Annotated in this window: 14 protein-coding genes; 7 read left to right on the forward strand and 7 right to left on the reverse strand. The window is 39.3% G+C overall.

The window, feature by feature from the left end; genetic code table 11:
• The first annotated feature begins 29 nt into the window (after positions 1–29).
• From PX700_RS10295 to PX700_RS10305, 3 genes are all read left to right on the forward strand, one after another.
• Positions 30–569, forward strand: a complete 540-nt coding sequence (locus PX700_RS10295) for a phosphatase PAP2 family protein (protein WP_479520675.1) — start codon at positions 30–32, stop codon at positions 567–569.
• Positions 566–1,597: an MJ1255/VC2487 family glycosyltransferase gene (locus PX700_RS10300; protein ID WP_479520676.1), complete on the forward strand. Its 1,032-nt coding sequence runs from the start codon at positions 566–568 to the stop codon at positions 1,595–1,597. Before PX700_RS10295 ends, PX700_RS10300 begins: the two co-directional genes overlap by 4 nt.
• 129 nt (positions 1,598–1,726) lie before the next feature.
• Positions 1,727–3,607 carry a methyl-accepting chemotaxis protein gene (locus PX700_RS10305; protein ID WP_479520677.1) on the forward strand — a complete coding sequence of 627 codons (1,881 nt, stop codon included), beginning with the start codon at positions 1,727–1,729 and terminating at the stop codon, positions 3,605–3,607.
• Positions 3,608–3,632: 25 nt separating this feature from the next.
• Here PX700_RS10305 and PX700_RS10310 read toward each other — a convergent pair whose 3' ends face one another.
• The 5 genes from PX700_RS10310 to priA all read right to left on the reverse strand — a co-directional run bounded on the left by PX700_RS10310 (position 3,633) and on the right by priA (position 8,737).
• The gene (locus tag PX700_RS10310; RefSeq protein WP_415637797.1) at positions 3,633–4,007 is read right to left on the reverse strand and encodes a gamma-butyrobetaine hydroxylase family protein; all 375 of its coding nucleotides are present in this window, start codon (positions 4,005–4,007) and stop codon (positions 3,633–3,635) included.
• A gap of 57 nt (positions 4,008–4,064) precedes the next feature.
• Positions 4,065–5,393: an HslU--HslV peptidase ATPase subunit gene (hslU, locus tag PX700_RS10315; protein WP_415637798.1), complete on the reverse strand. Its 1,329-nt coding sequence runs from the start codon at positions 5,391–5,393 to the stop codon at positions 4,065–4,067.
• A gap of 11 nt (positions 5,394–5,404) precedes the next feature.
• Positions 5,405–5,923, reverse strand: coding sequence for an ATP-dependent protease subunit HslV (hslV, locus tag PX700_RS10320; protein WP_002958366.1), 519 nt, complete (start codon positions 5,921–5,923; stop codon positions 5,405–5,407).
• A gap of 79 nt (positions 5,924–6,002) precedes the next feature.
• A complete protein-coding gene (locus PX700_RS10325) occupies positions 6,003–6,530 on the reverse strand; it encodes an SPOR domain-containing protein (protein WP_007582031.1) in 528 nt (175 codons plus the stop codon).
• 20 nt (positions 6,531–6,550) lie between these two features.
• Positions 6,551–8,737 carry a primosomal protein N' gene (priA, locus tag PX700_RS10330; protein ID WP_415637799.1) on the reverse strand — a complete coding sequence of 729 codons (2,187 nt, stop codon included), beginning with the start codon at positions 8,735–8,737 and terminating at the stop codon, positions 6,551–6,553.
• Positions 8,738–8,967: 230 nt separating this feature from the next.
• Here priA and rpmE point away from each other — a divergent pair, with 230 nt between their 5' ends.
• Positions 8,968–9,183, forward strand: coding sequence for a 50S ribosomal protein L31 (gene rpmE / locus PX700_RS10335; protein WP_007582029.1), 216 nt, complete (start codon positions 8,968–8,970; stop codon positions 9,181–9,183).
• A gap of 525 nt (positions 9,184–9,708) precedes the next feature.
• A complete protein-coding gene (locus PX700_RS10340; RefSeq protein WP_415637800.1) occupies positions 9,709–10,950 on the forward strand; it encodes a malic enzyme-like NAD(P)-binding protein in 1,242 nt (413 codons plus the stop codon).
• Between the two features lie 247 nt (positions 10,951–11,197).
• Here the strand turns inward: PX700_RS10340 and metJ are convergent, their stop codons facing one another.
• Positions 11,198–11,518 carry a met regulon transcriptional regulator MetJ gene (gene metJ, locus PX700_RS10345; protein ID WP_007586263.1) on the reverse strand — a complete coding sequence of 107 codons (321 nt, stop codon included), beginning with the start codon at positions 11,516–11,518 and terminating at the stop codon, positions 11,198–11,200.
• A 289-nt stretch (positions 11,519–11,807) separates the two neighbouring features.
• Here metJ and metB point away from each other — a divergent pair, with 289 nt between their 5' ends.
• Both metB and metL read left to right on the forward strand, forming a co-directional pair.
• Positions 11,808–13,055, forward strand: a complete 1,248-nt coding sequence (gene metB, locus PX700_RS10350; RefSeq protein ID WP_415637801.1) for a cystathionine gamma-synthase — start codon at positions 11,808–11,810, stop codon at positions 13,053–13,055.
• 209 nt (positions 13,056–13,264) lie between these two features.
• Positions 13,265–15,619, forward strand: coding sequence for a bifunctional aspartate kinase/homoserine dehydrogenase II (gene metL / locus PX700_RS10355; RefSeq protein ID WP_415637802.1), 2,355 nt, complete (start codon positions 13,265–13,267; stop codon positions 15,617–15,619).
• Between the two features lie 269 nt (positions 15,620–15,888).
• On the opposite strand, the gene PX700_RS10360 is transcribed toward metL, so the two are convergent.
• Positions 15,889–18,381, reverse strand: a complete 2,493-nt coding sequence (locus PX700_RS10360) for a penicillin-binding protein 1A (RefSeq protein ID WP_415637803.1) — start codon at positions 18,379–18,381, stop codon at positions 15,889–15,891.
• Positions 18,382–18,463 lie beyond the last annotated feature (82 nt).

Raw genomic sequence — 18,463 nt, forward strand, 5'->3', positions numbered from 1 at the left:
GGTGTTCATATATTATGCAATGAGGGTAGATGATGGATAATAATATGCTTAAAAAGGTAACTCAGATAGATGAGCAATTATTTTTAACTCTGTTTAATTGCAATTCACCGAAGTGGTTTAAAACAATGGCGTTTGGATTATCTAAAAGTGGTGATGGTGGATTGTATGTATTGGTGTGCTTAGCTGTATGGTGGCTTAGTAATAATGAGCAGCAACAATTATTACCTGTAACGATATTAATTGGTTTTGTTATAGAGAGGCCTATTTACTTACTGGCCAAAAATAGATTTGCCCGAATTCGTCCATGCGACTGTTTGGTAACAAACGCCTATATAGTTCCCAGTGATAAGTTTAGTTTGCCATCAGGTCACAGCGCAGCTGCCTTTTTAGTTGCTATAATACTAAGTCATTTTTTTCCAGAATATGCATGGCTACTACTTAGTTGGGCAGCCGGTGTGGCTATTTCTCGTGTGGTCTTGGGCGTGCACTTTCCTGCAGATATTATTTTAGGTGCAACTATTGGTAGTTGTTGTGGCCTATTTTCGTTAGCGCTCGTGGTGCCTGCATGAAAATACTGTACGGAGTACAAGGTACTGGTAATGGACATATAACGCGAGCTCGCGTTATGGCAAGTTGTTTTACTAAACTCGGTATTGAGGTTGATTATGTTTTTTCAGGGCGTGCAAATTTAGATTACTTCGATATGCACGAGTTTTCAGATTATAAAGCGTATCGGGGCTTATCGTTTAGTACTGAAAATGGGCAAGTTAAAAATTTAAAAACACTTAAAAACATGCGAGTTTGTAAGCTGGTGAGTGATATAAAATCGCTTGATGTAAAACAATACGACTTTGTACTTAATGACTTTGAGCCCATTACTGCATGGGCTGCAAAAAGAGCCGACATACCCGTTATTGGTATTAGTCATCAAGCTGCATTTTTGTCAGATAACGTACCTATGTTTGGTCGTGGTATATTCAGAAAATCGCTCATTAAACATTACGCACCTGCATCTACTTACTTAGGTGTACACTGGCAACCATTTGCAAATAACATAATACCGCCTTTTATTGCTCATCATAATCATGAAAACCCTGTTGCAGTAATGAATAAGGTATTGGTGTATTTACCTTTTGAAAACTTAGATAGCGTTGTTGATTATTTAAAAGACTTTCCCGAAAAAGAGTTTTATTGTTATCACCCACATGCCAGTAATCAATCTTTTGGGCATATACATTTGCGAACCCCCTCACGTTCTGACTTTTTAAATGACTTAGCAAATACCAGTGGTGTTATTGGGAATGCAGGGTTTGAGCTTGCCAGTGAAGCGCTTAAGTTAGGTAAAAAGTTACTATTAAAGCCCTTGTATGGGCAGTTTGAGCAAACAGCAAATGCACAAACTTTGTTTGCCATGGGTATGGCGAATGTTATGAACTATTTAAACCCGCAAGCCCTTGATGACTGGAATAGTGCCCCGCAAAATAAGCAAATAAATTACCCAAGCGATCCTGCACCATTAATTAATTGGTTGGTTAAAAAGCAGTGGAGTAATACAGAGTTGTTACATAAAGGTTTGTGGGAGAGTGTAAATTTATAATGGCAAAGTAATGGTAATAAAAGCAAAGGTAATTAAAAAGGTTGAAAATAGTAAAAAAAAATTAAGTTTATAATTTAGCCATACTCAATAAGCTATAATGTAAATGCGTATTTAATAAAGGTATTTACGATGGATTTTTTACAAAACTTGACTATTAAACGACGTTTACAATTAAACGCCGTAGTTGTTGGTTTAGCGATGGTGGTTCTTTTATGTGTGATCATTTTTGAATCACGTACAACTCTTAGTTTAAATAAGAGCATTCAATTAGCAGAAGAGCTTAATGTCCATGCACTAGCGCTGCGTAAGCACGAAAAAAACTTTTTGTTTTATAAACAAAAAGACGCATTAACCGAATTTGAAACAGATTTTGTACAACTAAGTAGTAAAGTTACTAAGCTAAAAAAATTAATGGTTCAACAAGGTATTTCTGCTGAACAGGTTCAACATTTTGAACAACTAATTAATAGTTATAACAATGACTTCAATTCTGTTGTTAAGCTGCAAAAAAAGATTGGATTACATCCTAAAGATGGCCTATACGGTAAGCTTAGAAGTTCAGTGCATGAAGTAGAAGAGTTATTAAAAGAGCAAGAAAGCTATAAACTTTTATCATCTATGTTGCAGCTTAGACGATCAGAAAAAGACTTCATGCTAAGATTTGATCGTAAGTATTTAGAGCGCTTCAATGAAGGTATAGACACGTTTAAGCAGCAGATTACTTCCGCTGAATTATTAAGTAGTTATAAAGCACAAATACTTCCTTTGATTAATACTTACCAAAATGAATTTAAAACATTGGTACAAGCGCAAACAAAATTAGGTTTAGACCTCAACTCTGGAGCGTTAGGTGTAATGAGGCAAAACGTAGATCAAAGCGATGCAATAGTTACTCAAATAGTTAAAGAAACAAAGCTACAAGTTGAAAAAAGTGTAGAGGAAGCACAATTTTTAGCCATTCTTATTTTTGTGATTGCTGGCATTATTGTTTTAATGTTGGTTTATTTCACGAGCCGTTCGATTATTGTGCCTATAGAGCGGGTATATCATACCATTAACGATATTCGTCGTAATAATGACTTAAGCGTAATGATAGAGCAAACGGGTAAAGACGAAATCACTACGATGACGGTCGACTTTAATAGCTTAATAGGCGATTTTAAAAACTTAATTAACGAAGTTAACAGTGCTTTAAATACACTTAATGTAGCAACCGAACACTTATCAGAAAGTACCGTAGCAACAAGCTCTGGTATGCAAGAGCAATTACACGAGGCTGATATGGTTGCAACTGCAGCGACTGAAATGCAAGCAACTATCCAGGATATTTCACATAATACTGAAGCGGCTGCTAAAAAAGCTGAATCAACAAACTTAAGTGCTCAACAAGGGCGTAGCGAAGTAGACTCTACCGTTAAGCATATTAGGGCTTTGTCTGATTCGTTAGGGAATGCATCAAATGTAGTGTCGCAACTAGAGAAAGACGGTGAAACAATTGGTTCAGTGCTTGATGTGATCCGTGGTATTGCAGATCAAACAAATTTACTTGCGCTCAATGCGGCAATAGAAGCTGCACGTGCTGGTGAGTATGGTCGTGGTTTTGCCGTAGTGGCAGATGAAGTACGTTCCCTTGCACAACGTACTCAAGAGTCTACCAGCGAGATTGAAGGTATTATAAGTACTTTGCAGCAGCGTACTCAAGAAGTGGTGAGCATAATGCACAAGTGTCGTTCTCAAGGTGATGAAAGCGCCTCGCAAGCTATTAAAGCTGGTGAGCTATTAGGTGCAATTACAGAAGATGTACAAACTATAATGGAAATGAGCTCTCAAATAGCGGTTGCTATTGATGAGCAAAGCCAAGTGGCATCAGAGGTTAATAAAAATGTAGTGCGAATTCGCGATATTGCGCAAGATGCAACAGGTCATGCTGCTAACAATGCACAAACAAGCGAAGAAGTATCGCAGCAGGCGCGCGTTTTATTCACTGCTATCGATAAGTTTAAAGTATAGTACTGCTAAAAGTGACCAATAAAGTTTAAGGCATAAACTTTATTGGTACGCTGTTTTTACTTTGTTCGTGCTCAGCCACCCGCGCTAAATACTCATCCCACAATCTATTTTGCTGCTCTTGGAGTTTTGTAAAATACTGCCAACTAAATAACCCGCTGTTATGCGCATCATCAAAATCTAAACGCAGTGCATAGTGCCCAACGGGTACTATGCTTTTAATGCCGACTGATTGCTTATTTAAAACCAGTTTCATAGGGCCAGAGCCATGACCTTGCACTTCGGCAGAAGGGGAGTGAACGCGTAAAAATTCACAACTAAAAGTGGCTTGGCTGTCGTCGTCAAAAAAAACGTCTAAGTTTTTACTCACGCTGTGATAATGCACTTTTGTAACGTGTTTCATTTAATATGTTCCATAAAAAAGCCCCCGTACGGAGGCTTTTAGTATAAAGGGTATCAATTAAAGAATGAAGCGACTTAAGTCTTCATCTTCAACAAGCGCACCTAGGTGTTTTTCAACATAAGCGGCGTCAATGACAAGTGATGAGCCTGCTTTTTCAGAGGCGTCGTATGAAATTTCTTCCATCAATCTTTCCATCACTGTGTGCAAGCGGCGGGCACCAATGTTTTCGGTCTTCTCGTTAACTTGCCACGCGGCTTTAGCAATACGCTCAATGGCATCATCACTAAACTCAATCGTTACTTGCTCAGTTTTAAGGAGCTCTCGTTGTTGCTCAGTAAGCGATGCATGCGGCTCTGTAAGAATGCGTTTAAAGTCATCTGCAGTCAGTGCTTCAAGTTCTACTCGAATCGGTAAACGACCTTGTAGCTCAGGGATCATGTCTGATGGCTTAGACATTTGGAACGCACCTGAGGCAATAAATAACATGTGGTCCGTTTTAACCATACCGTGTTTAGTGTTTACAGTTGAGCCTTCAATTAGCGGTAGTAAATCGCGTTGAACGCCTTCGCGGCTTACATCTGGGCCTGAGCTGTCACCGCGTTTACAAATTTTGTCTATTTCATCAATAAACACAATACCGTTTTGTTCTACTGCAAAAATAGCCTGTTCTTTGAGCTCTTCAGGGTTTACTAATTTAGCGGCTTCTTCTTCCGTTAATAGTCTGAAGGCTTCTTTAATTTTTAACTTACGTTTAGTACGTTTATCGCCGCCCATGTTTTGAAACATGCTTTGTAACTGGTTGGTCATATCTTCCATACCAGGAGGGGCCATAATTTCTACGTTTGACTGAGCTTGTGCTAAGTCTATTTCGATTTCTTTATCATCTAATTGGCCTTCACGTAATTTTTTACGGAACGCTTGGCGAGTAGACGAAGTATCGTCGCGTTGGCTTTCGCCATATTGATCTTTAGCAGGCGGTAAAAGGGCATCTAAAATACGCTCTTCTGCTGCTTCTTCAGCGCGATGTTTAAACTTTTTAGTTTGTTGCTCACGTGTCATTTTAATCGAAACATCAACGAGATCACGTATGATCGTATCTACTTCTTTACCAACATAACCAACTTCAGTGAACTTAGTCGCTTCTACTTTAATGAATGGTGCGTTAGCAAGTTTTGCTAAACGGCGGGCAATTTCTGTTTTACCTACACCTGTTGGGCCAATCATTAGTATATTTTTTGGTGTTACTTCACTGCGTAAATCTTCATTTAATTGCATACGGCGCCAGCGATTACGAAGTGCAATAGCGACCGCTTTTTTAGCTTTAGCCTGACCTATAATGTGCTGATCTAGCTCGTGAACAATTTCTCTTGGGGTCATATCAGACATAATAGTTCCTATTATAATTCTTCGATTGTTTGGAAGTTATTAGTAAATACGCAGATGTTGCCTGCAATAGTTAAGCTTTTCTCTACTATTTCACGAGCGCTTAAATCTGTATTTTCTAAAAGGGCGGTTGCAGCTGATTGCGCAAAGTTACCACCACTACCAATTGCAATTAAATCGTTTTCTGGCTGAACTACATCGCCATTACCGGTAATAATTAAAGAGGCGGTTTCGTCTGCAACAGCGAGTAATGCTTCGAGTTTTCGAAGTGCACGATCGCTACGCCAATCTTTAGCCATTTCTACTGCGGCTTTAGTTAGGTTACCTTGGTGCATTTCTAATTTGCTTTCAAAACGTTCGAAAAGAGTGAAGGCATCAGCAGTACCACCGGCAAAACCAGCGATTACTTTGCCATTATAAAGACGTCGAACTTTACGGGCGTTGCCCTTCATCACGGTGTTACCAAGTGAAACTTGGCCATCGCCGCCAATTACAACTTTGTCGCCGCGGCGAACACTTACGATAGTAGTCATGTTATTCCTCATCACCGAGCTGCAGAGGCAACTCGTAAAAAACGATTATGATGAGGTTATATGGGTGAATGGTTTATTTTCAAGTCCAGCCCCAAATTCCGCAGCCGACTATTTTTACACGTTTAAGTTTGTTTTTATCGCTTTCGGCTTGGCGTTTGGTTTTATAAGGGCCTAAACGTACTTTATACCAAGTACCATTGCTGCCTTCAGCCTGTTTTATTTCAGAAATTAGCCCTGCAAATGCGATTTTAGCTTTTAACGATTCAGCTTGTGCATGAGTTCTGAACGAACCGCACTGCATAACATAAGGACCTTTTTGCTCAAGTTCTTTTACTTCAACTTGAATTTCGTGGTTTCTGATTTCTTTAATAAATTCCGGTGTACGTGGAATAACAACTTCTACTTTTGCGGGTGCTGTTGGGTTAGCTTGTTTTTCGACAAGTTTTGGATCGGCATTACTTTTTATAAACCATAGTGTGTAGGCAAAACCACCTACGAGTAAGATGGCTATAACGGCTAAAAGAATAGGAAATGGTTTTTTAGCGGGTGCGTTTTTTTTACTGTTTCTGCCTGCAGGCTTTTTATTAATATAATCGTGCTGTGCCATGGTGTTATTTTGGCCTTAACCTAAATCATGTCTATAGGGTCTACGTCTAAGCTCCAGCGTACTTTTTGTGCAAGTTTACTGGTACTTAAATAATCAACCATTTGCGCAAGGTACTGATGTAATATGCGACGATCTTGCGCTTGAATATGCAATTGAAAACGATACATACCTGCGACTCTTTCGAGTGGTGCAGGGATCGGACCGAGCAATTGTATACCAGATACCCCATTCACAGGAACCAAATCCGTCAAAAAATCGACGACTAGTTTAATACTATGTCCTTGTGCACGCACAATGGCCATATTTGTAATGGGCGGTAAGTCAGCATCATCGCGCTCACTAAGAGCAAAGCGGGCAAAGTCTTGGTAACCATTATTAACTAAGTCTTGTAAAAGAGGGTGCTCTGGAAAGTGTGTTTGTAATAACACTTGGCCAGGCTCTCCTGAACGTCCAGCACGACCCGCAACTTGAGTTACTAATTGCGCTAAGTGTTCTGTCGCTCTAAAGTCGCACGAGTATAAGCCGCTATCTACATCTAAAATTATAACAAGGCTTACATCTGCAAAGTGATGGCCTTTGGCAAGCATTTGTGTACCTACCAAAATGCGTGCACCCCCTAGGTTTATTTCATCAAGTGCTTTTTCAAGGCTACCTTTGCGGCGAGTTGAATCGCGGTCTATACGAGTAACAGGTGTATCAGGGAATTCGGTCGATAAAAATTCTTCAATTTGCTCTGTGCCTTTACCGTTAGGAAATATTTGTGTACTTCCGCAATCAGGACATTGATGAGGAACAGGGTATTGATCGCCACAGTGGTGACAGATCATTTGCCCAATCGCTTTATGAAATGTAGCGCTGGTACTACAGCGTTTACATTCACTTAGCCAGCCACATTCATGGCAAATAAGAGTGGGTGAGAAACCTCGACGATTTAAAAATACCATAACCTGTTTACCGCGATTTAAGTGCTGACGCATAGTAGCAAGGCTTGCATGTGCAATACCCGCTTGGTCGGGCTGACCTTTCATATCGAGTAACTTAAATTGGTTGTCGGTCGCTGTTTGCGCACGCTCGGTTAAACTTAATAGCTGGTATTTGTTATTAATTGCTTTGTGGAGTGTTTCAAGCGCGGGTGTGGCGCTGCCTAATATAAGCGGGATTTTATGCTGAAAAGCTCTGTAAGCGGCTAAATCACGAGCATGGTAACGAAGGGTATCTTGTTGTTTAAATGACGAGTCGTGTTCTTCATCAACAACAATCATTCCGAGTTTTAAAAATGGTAGAAAAATACTCGAACGCGTGCCAATAACTATCGCGCAACTGCCTTTTTCGCAAAAGCGCCATGTTTGTAAACGTTCGTTGTCGGTAAGTGCTGAGTGCCAAAGCATAATAGGTGTATCAGGAAAGCGGCGGCGAAAACGATTCACTGTTTGTGGTGTTAGGCCGATTTCGGGCACGAGTACGAGAGCTTGCTCGCCACGTTTGAGTACTTCTTCTAGGCACTGTAAATACACTTCGGTTTTACCGCTGCCCGTTACGCCTTCTAATAAAAAGCTGCTAAAGCCAGTACTTTGATTGATAGCTGTGCAAGCAACCGCTTGTTCTTTATTAAGCACTGGTTTACTACCAACCGTTGGCGCAACGCTTTGCCATTGGTTATCGTGCTCAATAGTTTGTGTTATGAGTTCTTTATCTATTAAGCTATCTATTGTTTTTTTACTAAAGCCCAATGCTTTTAATTCAGTTAATGATGACTTACCTGATTGCGATAACTGCTTTAATAGGTTGAGCTGTGTTTTAGCTTTTAATGACGGTACTTTTGCACCTTTTTCTGTCAGAGCAACCATATTAATGCTGGTTTTATCTGGTGATTCACCTTGGCGAAGTACAGCCGGTAGCGCTATATGAATAGTTTCGCCTAAAGGGTAGCAGTAGTAGCGAGCAGTAAAGCTAAGTAAGTCTAAATGTTGGGAACTTAAAATAGGGGTATCGTCGATGACTTCTATAATACTTTTTATTTTATTTTCTGGGACATCAGTACTATTTTTGATACTGAGAATTACGGCTACTTTTTTTTGATTACCAAAAGGTACCAAAACCCGCATGCCGGGTAGTAAAGGAGTTGATAAGCCACTGAGCTGTTCTTCTATTTTATAATCAAAGGTGCGTGGAAGCGGAACTTTAATAGCAACTTCAGCAAAACTCATAACAACTCAACCCGTAAAATTAATGCTGTAATGTACTAAAAATAACGCTAAAAACCTACTAGCAATAGTACTTGAGAAAGAGATTGTTCACTTTTTTAGCGAAAACCTAAATAAATACTTGTGCAGGGGAAGGTTGTTGGATAAAATCCGCCACCAACAAATTTGTTTTAACGACGTATGGTGCCAGACTCCGGGTTTGGAGAGCGATGCGGCCTTAACTAGAGGTTCCTATGAAAGAAGGTATTCACCCTAAGTACGAAGTAATTTCTGCAACATGTTCATGTGGAAATAAATTCGAAACTAGCTCAACTCTTTGTAAAGACATTCACTTAGACGTATGTTCTGCGTGTCACCCGTTTTACACTGGTAAGCAAAAAGTTTTAGACACTGGCGGACGTGTTGATCGTTTCAACAAACGCTTCGGTGCACTTGCCAGCAAGAAATAATTATTGCTGTTTAGTTAAAAAAAGCACCTTAGGGTGCTTTTTTTGTGCCTAAAATTTGTTATTTATTATTTTATTTCGCTGACTTTAGCTATATCCCCTTTGCATAACTATTTCCTATTCTTATTCTGAGTATGCATAATCCTTTACAGACAAATCGATAGATATTCTCTATATTTTAAATAGTACAATTTTTAACTAGGTTGATAAAAGTAGCTAACGTGGGCTTATCTGTTTTTAAAGTAGAGTAGTAGGCTGTTATTTTAAGTTTATGCTGATACTTTATATATACATTTTATTAATATTTTAATAAGTATAAAAGCACCTCAAAACTTACTTTTTAGGTGAATTTTTATTTATGAAATGTTGATATAATTCTGCAAAGTTACTGAAAAACCTCTTAAAATCAAAGGATATAGCATATAACAGGATAGACCTGATATTGCTTGGAATTTAAAAATAATAAGGGTATCGTACCCCAAGACTCCACCTCTCACTTTAACTTAAATTGCAGGATACCATCGCGTTATGTCTGACTTTCGTGAACAAGCACTACATTATCACTCACATCCCGTACCTGGTAAAATTAGCATTGAGCTAACAAAGCCCGCTGAAACGGTTCATGATCTCGCACTTGCGTATAGCCCAGGTGTTGCCGAACCTGTACGTGAAATTGCTGCAGATCCTGCTAATGCATATAAATATACCGGTAAAGGTAATATGGTTGCGGTTATCACTAACGGTACTGCAATTTTAGGACTTGGCAATTTAGGTCCTTTAGCGTCTAAACCAGTAATGGAAGGTAAAGCGTTATTGTTTAAACGTTTTGCAGGGCTTGATTCTATTGATATTGAAGTTAAGCACAAAACAACAGAAGACTTCATTAATACGGTTGCCAACATTGCCGACACCTTCGGCGGTATCAACCTTGAAGATATTAAAGCCCCAGAGTGTTTCGAAATTGAAAAGGCATTGATTGAACGTTGTAGTATTCCGGTTTTTCATGATGATCAACACGGTACTGCAATTGTAACGGCTGCTGGTATGCTCAACGCGCTAGAAGTACAAGGTAAATCAATTGAAGATGCAATTATTGTATGTTTAGGGGCTGGCGCTGCAGCAGTTGCGTGTATGGAGCTGTTAATTAAGTGTGGTGCACTGCGTGAGCACATTTACATGCTGGACCGCAAAGGTGTTATTCATACTCGTCGCGATGACTTAAACGAATACAAACAACTGTTTGCTAACAATACCGATAAACGTACGCTGCAAGATGTAATTGCAGATGCGGATGTATTTGTAGGCGTTTCTGGCCCTAACTTATTAGCGGCTGAAGATTTAAAGCTAATGGCAGCAAAACCGGTTGTGTTTGCGTGTTCAAATCCAGATCCTGAGATTGATCCTGCACTTGCGCACGGCGCACGCAACGATTTAATTATGGCAACAGGGCGCTCTGATTACCCTAACCAAGTTAATAATGTTTTATGCTTCCCGTTTATTTTCCGTGGTGCACTTGATGTACGTGCAAGCGCTATTAACGATGAAATGAAAATTGCTGCAGTAGAGGCTATTCGTAGTATTGCCAAAGAGCCAGTACCTGCAGAAGTTTTAAAAGCCGCTGGTGTTGATAAACTAGAATTTGGTGCGCAGTATATTATTCCAAAACCAATGGATCCACGTTTACTACCGCGTATAGCAAGAGCTGTTGCACTTGCTGCTCTTGAGTCGGGTGTAGCACAAATTGATTTACCAGAAAATTATATGCAGTAAATCTATACAGTAGATCTATGCAATAAAATTTAGACATAAAAAAACCTCAGTATTAACTGAGGTTTTTTTATGTCTTTGTAATATTTATACCAATTCCAATAAATAGCTGATCTATTTTACTTGCTAAAACAACCCATTTCTTTGTTGTAAATTTCGCAAAGGGAATAACCATTTACATCAATTTACGCCTAGAACTGAATTATTTTTTCGGCGTAAAATTTAGATCACATACTTAATGGAATTGGCATTATTCTTCGTTTAAAACGGGTACTTCTAGACCCATTTCTTGCATTATTTTTTTAACTTCTTCAGGTACTTTTTCTGCGTTATCTTTACGTAGGTCGTCATCATTTGGTAGAGGTTGGCCAGTAAAAGCATGCAAAAATGCTTCACATAATAGTTCACTATTTGTAGCATGGCGAAGGTTGTTGATTTGACGGCGTGTACGTTCGTCAGTTAATACCTTTAATACATTTAGCGGGATCGAAACGGTGATCTTTTTAACTTGCTCTGATTTTTTCCCGTGTTCTGCGTATGGGTGAATATACTCACCATTCCATTTAGCCATAAGATGTATCGTTGCCTCAGATTATTAATTTCTCACACGGCATAAAAAGCGTGTAAATATGCGTGAAATTCTATCGATTTAAAAAAGATAGTCAAATAATAGATACAGATCTACCTTAATAAGCCTATTGTGGATGTAAATATAGGCGCACTTTAACAAACTTAATTGTGGCGTTAGTTATGGCTATCTTTGTTTTTAGCCATCTAGAGCTTTAAAATACTTTGACTTATCAAAATGGATAATTTACTCTTTTAGACGTCTAAACATCCAAATTAATCAGGTGACGAATATGAGCGAAGAAAATAAAGCAACCATTGCTGTGCGTAACGGCGTTGATGCTGATAAGCATCATGGAGCGGTAGTACCGCCAATCTATTTATCGACTACGTATTCGTTTGCCGACTTTGATACTAAACGCGAGTATGACTATGGTCGTAGCGGCAATCCTAATCGGGATATTTTAGCTGAAACGCTTGCTAAGCTTGAAGGTGGTGCTCGCGGCATAATTACGGCTACAGGCATGGCTGCCGTACATTTAGCTACTCAGCTACTTAACAGTGACGATACGCTAGTAATTCCACATGATTGTTATGGTGGTAGTTATCGTTTATTTACATCATTACAAAAACGCGGCTTACTAAAGCTCGAAATACTCGATTTAACAAAAGCAGAAAGCCTGCAACAAATTTTAGCAATTAAACCTAAGCTTATTTGGATAGAAACCCCAAGTAACCCAGTACTTCGTTTAACAGATATTAAAGCGGTTACCGATGTTGCAAAACAATGCGGTGCATTGGTTGCCGCAGATAACACGTTTTTGTCTCCTGCCTTACAAAACCCTATTAAGTTTGGTGTCGATATTGTGGTGCATTCAACTACTAAATACATTAACGGACACTCAGATGTTGTGGGTGGCGCTGTTATTACAGCAACACAAGAGCTAGGCGATGAGCTTGCTTGGTGGGCTAATAACATTGGTATTACGGGCGCACCTTTTGATAGTTATTTAACGCTGCGTGGTTTACGTACTTTAAATGTGCGCCTAAGGCAGCATCAAGAAAATGCACTGGCAATAGCTGAGTACTTAGAAAGCTCTGAATTTGTAAGCCAAGTTTATTACCCAGGTCTTGAGTCACATCCTCAACACGAGCTTGCTAAAGCACAACAACTTGGCTTTGGTGGCATGGTTAGTTTTGATATTAAAGGCGATATAAACGACGCTGCAGCATTTTTAACTAGCCTTAAAACGTTTAGTTTAGCTGAGTCATTAGGTGGCGTAGAGAGCTTAATTTGTCATCCTGCAACCATGACGCACGCAGGCATGGATGCAACAGCACGTTTAGAAGCGGGTGTTGGCGATACGCTTATTCGTATTTCGGTAGGTATTGAAGATATACACGATTTAGTCGCTGATTTTGAGCGCGTGTTTAAACTTGTAAAACCAGGGCAAAATAAAAATGTTGGCCGTGTAGGCAAAGGGGCTGGTACTTCTGGTGGTAGCGTTAAATTAAGTGCAGTACGTCCGGCGCTTTGGTAAGTAATACCAACCCACAATAATACCTAATCAATTTGAGGGATTAAACCAGACGCTAACGTCGTTAAAAATTTCTGATATACGACTGCATGGATGCAGAGCAATGCAGGAGCAATTAGTGATAACAACTAAATAACGAAATATTTGCTTTGTTATCGACACGGTTTTCTTACCTCAAAATAGACCACTTAATTAAGCGAATTGGTATAAATATGGTTAATTGTATACATAAATTTGGTGGCTCGAGTTTAAGCTCAAGCGATCGCTATCAAAGCGTAGCAAAAATAATAATTACGCATACTCAACCGGGTGATTGTGTGGTGGTATCGGCTGCGGGTAAGACAACCGATACGCTAGTATTACTTTGGCAAAGTTATCAAAAAGAAGATACTCAAGCAGTAGCCGATATTCTATTGCAGTTAAATAACCATCAAAGTGATTTAATAGATCAGCTATTAGAAGCCGATTTAAAACGAATTGCACTTAAAACACTAAGTATCGAACTTAGCTATATTGCAGAACGTGCTCAAGCTGAGCAACTAAAAGAGGCTGCATTACTTGCACATGGCGAACTGTGGTCAGCACGTTTACTCGCTACTTATTTACAGCAACTAAATATTGAGGCATGCGCTCAAGATGCACGTACTCTTTTTACCTTAAGTGATGGCGAATTAATGCATGCAAAAAATGTGCAGCAATGTGGGCAGTTAATTTTACCTAATAAAATAAATGTTGTTACTGGGTTTATTGCCGCAGATATTAAAGGCGAGACAGTAACGCTTGGACGTAATGGTAGTGATTACAGTGCAACACTGCTTGCAAATTATTGTAATGCTAAGCAAGTATGTATTTGGACTGATACGCAAGGAGTGTTTAGTACTGATCCACGTAAAGTGCAAAAAGCGATTAAATACGGCAAAATTTGCCGTGGACAAGCTAATTTACTGGCTCGTTTAGGTAATCCTGTTTTACATGCTAAAACGCTATCGCCTCTTAAAAATACCGATATTAAGCTAGCTGTTCGCAGTAGTTTTGATGTGCAAGCAAGCCCAACCGATATCGTAAAAGAGGGAGCAGCGAAGAAAAAACGTTTTATAACCACCTTACAAAATGTGGACCTATTAATGGTTGAAGGATTAAGTGAGGGAGAGGTTGCAAGTGTTAGTCAGCTTATTCAGCATAGCCTGCATCACTTTAATCACAATGGTGAAGTGTATTTGGTAGTACCAGCAGCACAAACTTATCTGGTTATTAATTATTTTGCGGGTAGGGCAAATATTAGTGAGTCAAATTTAAACGGCTGTGCAATTGTAGCGCCTGAGCAAGATGTTAATACATTAAGCTTACAAGCATTAGGTTTATTAAAACTCCACAGCATAAAACCTCGTTTTGTCCATCAAGATACTGGCTATGCTTTATTACTTACCGATCAATTTATAGATAGCGATATACAAAGTGCTTTACACGATAAGCTAATTAATAAAGGCCAAGAAATAGCAATTATAGTTGCGGGGCTTGGTAACGTAGGTGATGCTTTTATTAAGCAGTTATCGGCACAATTTGAGCGTTTATCAGATGACTTTAGCATTAAATTAGTTGCATTAGTACGCTCTCAAGAGATGTTGTTTAATCCAAGTGGAGTTAATCCTCAAACATGGAAAAAACAATGGAAGCTTGAGGCAAAAAAATACCAAAGTAGTGATTTATTAAATGCAATTAGCGAGCTTGATTACGAGCATAAAGTTGTCATTGATATTACCGCTAGCGAGCAATTTAGTCAGCTTTATACTGGTTTTGTCCAAAGCGATTGTCATTTAATTAGTGCAAATAAATATGCGGGTACAGCGCCTACGCTCTGGTATCAAACGCTTAGAAATAATTTGGCAGAGCGCAACTTATATTGGCGATATAATACAAGTGTCGGCGCTGGTTTACCTATTAACTTTGCCTTGGCAGATTTGCAAAATAGTGGCGATAAAATAACACGTATAGAAGGTGTTTTCTCAGGCACGCTTTCGTGGTTATGTAGTAAATATGATGGTTCTACCGCATTTTCTGAGTTGGTACTAGAAGCACAGGAAATGGGATTCACAGAGCCAGACCCTCGCGAAGATTTATCTGGGCGTGATATGCAGCGTAAGCTACTTATTTTAGCTCGAGAGCTAGGTGTAGAGCTTGAACTTGACGATATTAGCTTATCGGCATTAATGCCAGATGAGCTTGCGCTGGGAAGCTGGGATGACTTTTTAAATAAAAAAGCACAGCTAGATGCATTCATTGAAGAGCATACAGCCGCAGCAAAAGCTAAAAATTCAGTACTTAGGTACACCGGGTTATTAGAAATTACAAACGATAAAGTAATTGCTAAAGTGGGAATCGCGTATGTGCCAAATGGTAATGCGTTAGTGAATTTAACACCGGGCGATAATATTTTTGTAATTAATAGTAAGTGGTACAACGACAACGCATTAGTGATTCAAGGACCTGGGGCAGGTAGGGAAGTAACCGCAGCGGGTATTCATTCAGATTTATATTGGCTTGTTCAAAACTTATACCAACCTGCATAAATCTTTGATCAATTTAACGAATTAAATTGCACTATAACGTCGTTAAAAATTTTTTATTTACGACTGCATGGATGCAGGAGGTAGAGCAATGCAGGGAGCAATTGCCGAGAACAACTAGATACAAAGATTTTTGCCTAGTTCTAGCGTAATTTTCTTAACGTTAAATAGACCCCATATATAAGCAGATTGGTATTAAAATAGATTTTATATTTATACAAAATAGAACGGCCGCTTAAATAAGCGGCCGTTTTTGTATTACATACATATTATTAAAATAGTTCTTCTTCAGTTTTTGTGTCTTCTTCAAATATATCGTTAGGCTGAGATAGCACATACTTTGTAGGGGCGGTGCCTTTTTCAAAATATTCAAAGCGACTTGTGTAGTCATTTTTATGACTCAACAAGCCAGTAGCTAAATCAATGCGGATTGAAACAAGCCCTTCAGGCGGTTCAATTGGCGCTTCAGGTGTTCCCTCAAGTGCGGCTTTCATAAACTCAATCCATGCAGGTTGTGCTGTTTTAGCACCCGATTCAGCTCCAGATATTTGGCTACTATCAAGGTTGTTATTGTAAGTTGAGCGACCAAGAGAGTTGCCAGGGTTATCAAACCCAACCCATACAGAAGTCATCACTTTACTGTTAAAACCACTAAACCAAGTATCTACAGAATCGTTTGTTGTGCCTGTTTTGCCCGAAAGGTCGCGACGTTCTAAGGCTTGTGCGCGCCAACCTGTACCACTCCAACCTGTTTTATGAGCCCAGCTTCCGCCGCCCCAAATACCACTGTGCATTGCATCAGCTATTAAAAATGCATTCTGCTTAGATATAATTCTCGGTGCACACTTTTTTGGTTGATCCACTTCAACGTTACTATTGTGTATTGAGAGTTCATTGTATGTTGGTAAAGACTCTTCGTCACAGGCAAGAGCAGGGTTTGCTTCAACTAATACATTGCCGTAGGCATCTTGAATCTCTGAAATAAAGTAAGGTTCAATTAAGTGGCCACCATTGGCAAACGTACTCATACCTCGGGCAAGTTCAAGGGGAGTGATAGAAGCACTACCAAGCGCTAGTGATTCACTGCGATTAATGTCAGCGTTTTTAAAGCCAAATTTCAATAAGTGATCGGCTGTACGTTGTAACCCTACACCGCGTAGCAAACGCACCGAAATAACATTTTTAGACTGCGCTAAAGCGCGGCGAATTCGAATAGGTCCATTGTATACAGCAGGGCTGTTTTTAGGACGCCATGCTACGCCTTGGCTTTTATCCCATTGGTTTATAGGTGCGTCGTTTAATATAGACGCAAGCGTATAACCTTTTTCAAGCGCTGCTGAGTATATAAACGGTTTTATATTAGAGCCAACTTGACGCTTAGCTTGTACCGCGCGGTTGTATTGGCTTTGTTCAAAGCTGTAACCACCTACTATGGCTTTAATTCTACCGTCTTGCGGGTCGAGTGACACAATAGCACTTGATGCTTCTGGTATTTGGCTTAGTAAGTAGCTGTCATCTTCATTTCTACGCACCCATATTTGCATTCCTGGCGTTAAAATATCAGTCGCAGCTTTTGGAGCAAAGCTTTGGCGGTAGCGAGTAATATATTTACGCGCCCATTTTAAGCTATCCCAAGTCAGCGTTGTTTGCTCACCGTTTTTAAGCAGTACCGTTGCTGTTTTATCATTAACGCTAAGCACAGCAGCTGCTTTTAAAGTGCCTAACTCATTTACGCTCTGTAATTTATTAAGTATTTGCTGCTTAGTTAAAGCCGGTTGTGTTTCAGGGTTCCATAAAACATCAGTTGGGCCTCTAAAACCGTGGCGCATATCATAATTATGTAAGTTATTTACAAGTGCGTTTTGCGCTGCTTTTTGAACTTTGGATTCGACAGAGGTGAATATTTTAAAACCTGAGTTATATGCTTTATCAATTCCATAACGAGAGACCATTTCGGCGCGTACCATTTCAGAAATATACGGTGCGTATAAGTTTATTTCGGCACCATGAAAATAAGCGGTTATAGGTTGACTTGTTGCTTCGTTATATTGTTCTTGTGTTATGTAATCTTCGGTTAGTAAGCGGCCTAAAACAACATTTCGACGTGCTTTTGCACGAGTCGGGTTACGAATTGGATTTAAGGCAGAAGGTGCCTTAGGCAAACCTGCAATCATCGCCATTTGGGCAAGCGTTAAATCTTTTAACTCTTTGCCGTAATATACTTGCGCTGCCGCACCAATACCAAAAGCACGATTACCTAATTCTATTTTATTAAGATAAAGCTCTAAAATTTCGTCTTTTGTTAATACATCTTCGATATGCAGTGCTATAAATATTTCTTTAACTTTGCGGATGTATGCTTTTTCGCGTGTCAAAAAGAAATTACGAGCGAGCTGCATAGTAATCGTACTTGCGCCTTGCTTTTTCTCGCCGGTAGATATTAGAACAAGGGCTGAGCGTACAATACCTATAGGATCTATGCCAATATGATCGTAAAATCGATTATCTTCTGTTGCTAAGAACGCATTAATTAACGTTTGAGGGATCTCATCAATAGTCACTGGAATACGGCGTTTTTCACCGAATTGATTGATTAAAAGCCCATCTTTAGTAAATACTTGCATAGGGGTTTGTAATTGCACGTCTTTTAAAACTTGCACACTGGGGATATCAGGTTTAACGTAGTAATAAAGGCTGACCAAAGTGATCAGACCAATTAACACACAAATGATAAAAAATTGTAAAGTTCGTTTTAATAAAATCACTTATATTTCCCTAAATGGACTCCCAATTGCGAGTTTTGACTGCTAGTATATATTGATTAAAAAATGAATAATATTTTTTCAT

This window comes from Pseudoalteromonas sp. TP27, assembly GCF_056470645.1.

What these genes read in the sequence shown, in the direction of transcription:
- PX700_RS10295 (WP_479520675.1), top strand. Translation starts at nt 30, where the DNA reads ATGATGGATAATAATATGCTTAAAAAGGTAACTCAGATAGATGAGCAA.
- PX700_RS10300 (WP_479520676.1), top strand. Translation starts at nt 566, where the DNA reads ATGAAAATACTGTACGGAGTACAAGGTACTGGTAATGGACATATAACG.
- PX700_RS10305 (WP_479520677.1), top strand. Translation starts at nt 1,727, where the DNA reads ATGGATTTTTTACAAAACTTGACTATTAAACGACGTTTACAATTAAAC.
- PX700_RS10310 (WP_415637797.1), bottom strand. Translation starts at nt 4,007, where the DNA reads ATGAAACACGTTACAAAAGTGCATTATCACAGCGTGAGTAAAAACTTA.
- hslU (WP_415637798.1), bottom strand. Translation starts at nt 5,393, where the DNA reads ATGTCTGATATGACCCCAAGAGAAATTGTTCACGAGCTAGATCAGCAC.
- hslV (WP_002958366.1), bottom strand. Translation starts at nt 5,923, where the DNA reads ATGACTACTATCGTAAGTGTTCGCCGCGGCGACAAAGTTGTAATTGGC.
- PX700_RS10325 (WP_007582031.1), bottom strand. Translation starts at nt 6,530, where the DNA reads ATGGCACAGCACGATTATATTAATAAAAAGCCTGCAGGCAGAAACAGT.
- priA (WP_415637799.1), bottom strand. Translation starts at nt 8,737, where the DNA reads ATGAGTTTTGCTGAAGTTGCTATTAAAGTTCCGCTTCCACGCACCTTT.
- rpmE (WP_007582029.1), top strand. Translation starts at nt 8,968, where the DNA reads ATGAAAGAAGGTATTCACCCTAAGTACGAAGTAATTTCTGCAACATGT.
- PX700_RS10340 (WP_415637800.1), top strand. Translation starts at nt 9,709, where the DNA reads ATGTCTGACTTTCGTGAACAAGCACTACATTATCACTCACATCCCGTA.
- metJ (WP_007586263.1), bottom strand. Translation starts at nt 11,518, where the DNA reads ATGGCTAAATGGAATGGTGAGTATATTCACCCATACGCAGAACACGGG.
- metB (WP_415637801.1), top strand. Translation starts at nt 11,808, where the DNA reads ATGAGCGAAGAAAATAAAGCAACCATTGCTGTGCGTAACGGCGTTGAT.
- metL (WP_415637802.1), top strand. Translation starts at nt 13,265, where the DNA reads ATGGTTAATTGTATACATAAATTTGGTGGCTCGAGTTTAAGCTCAAGC.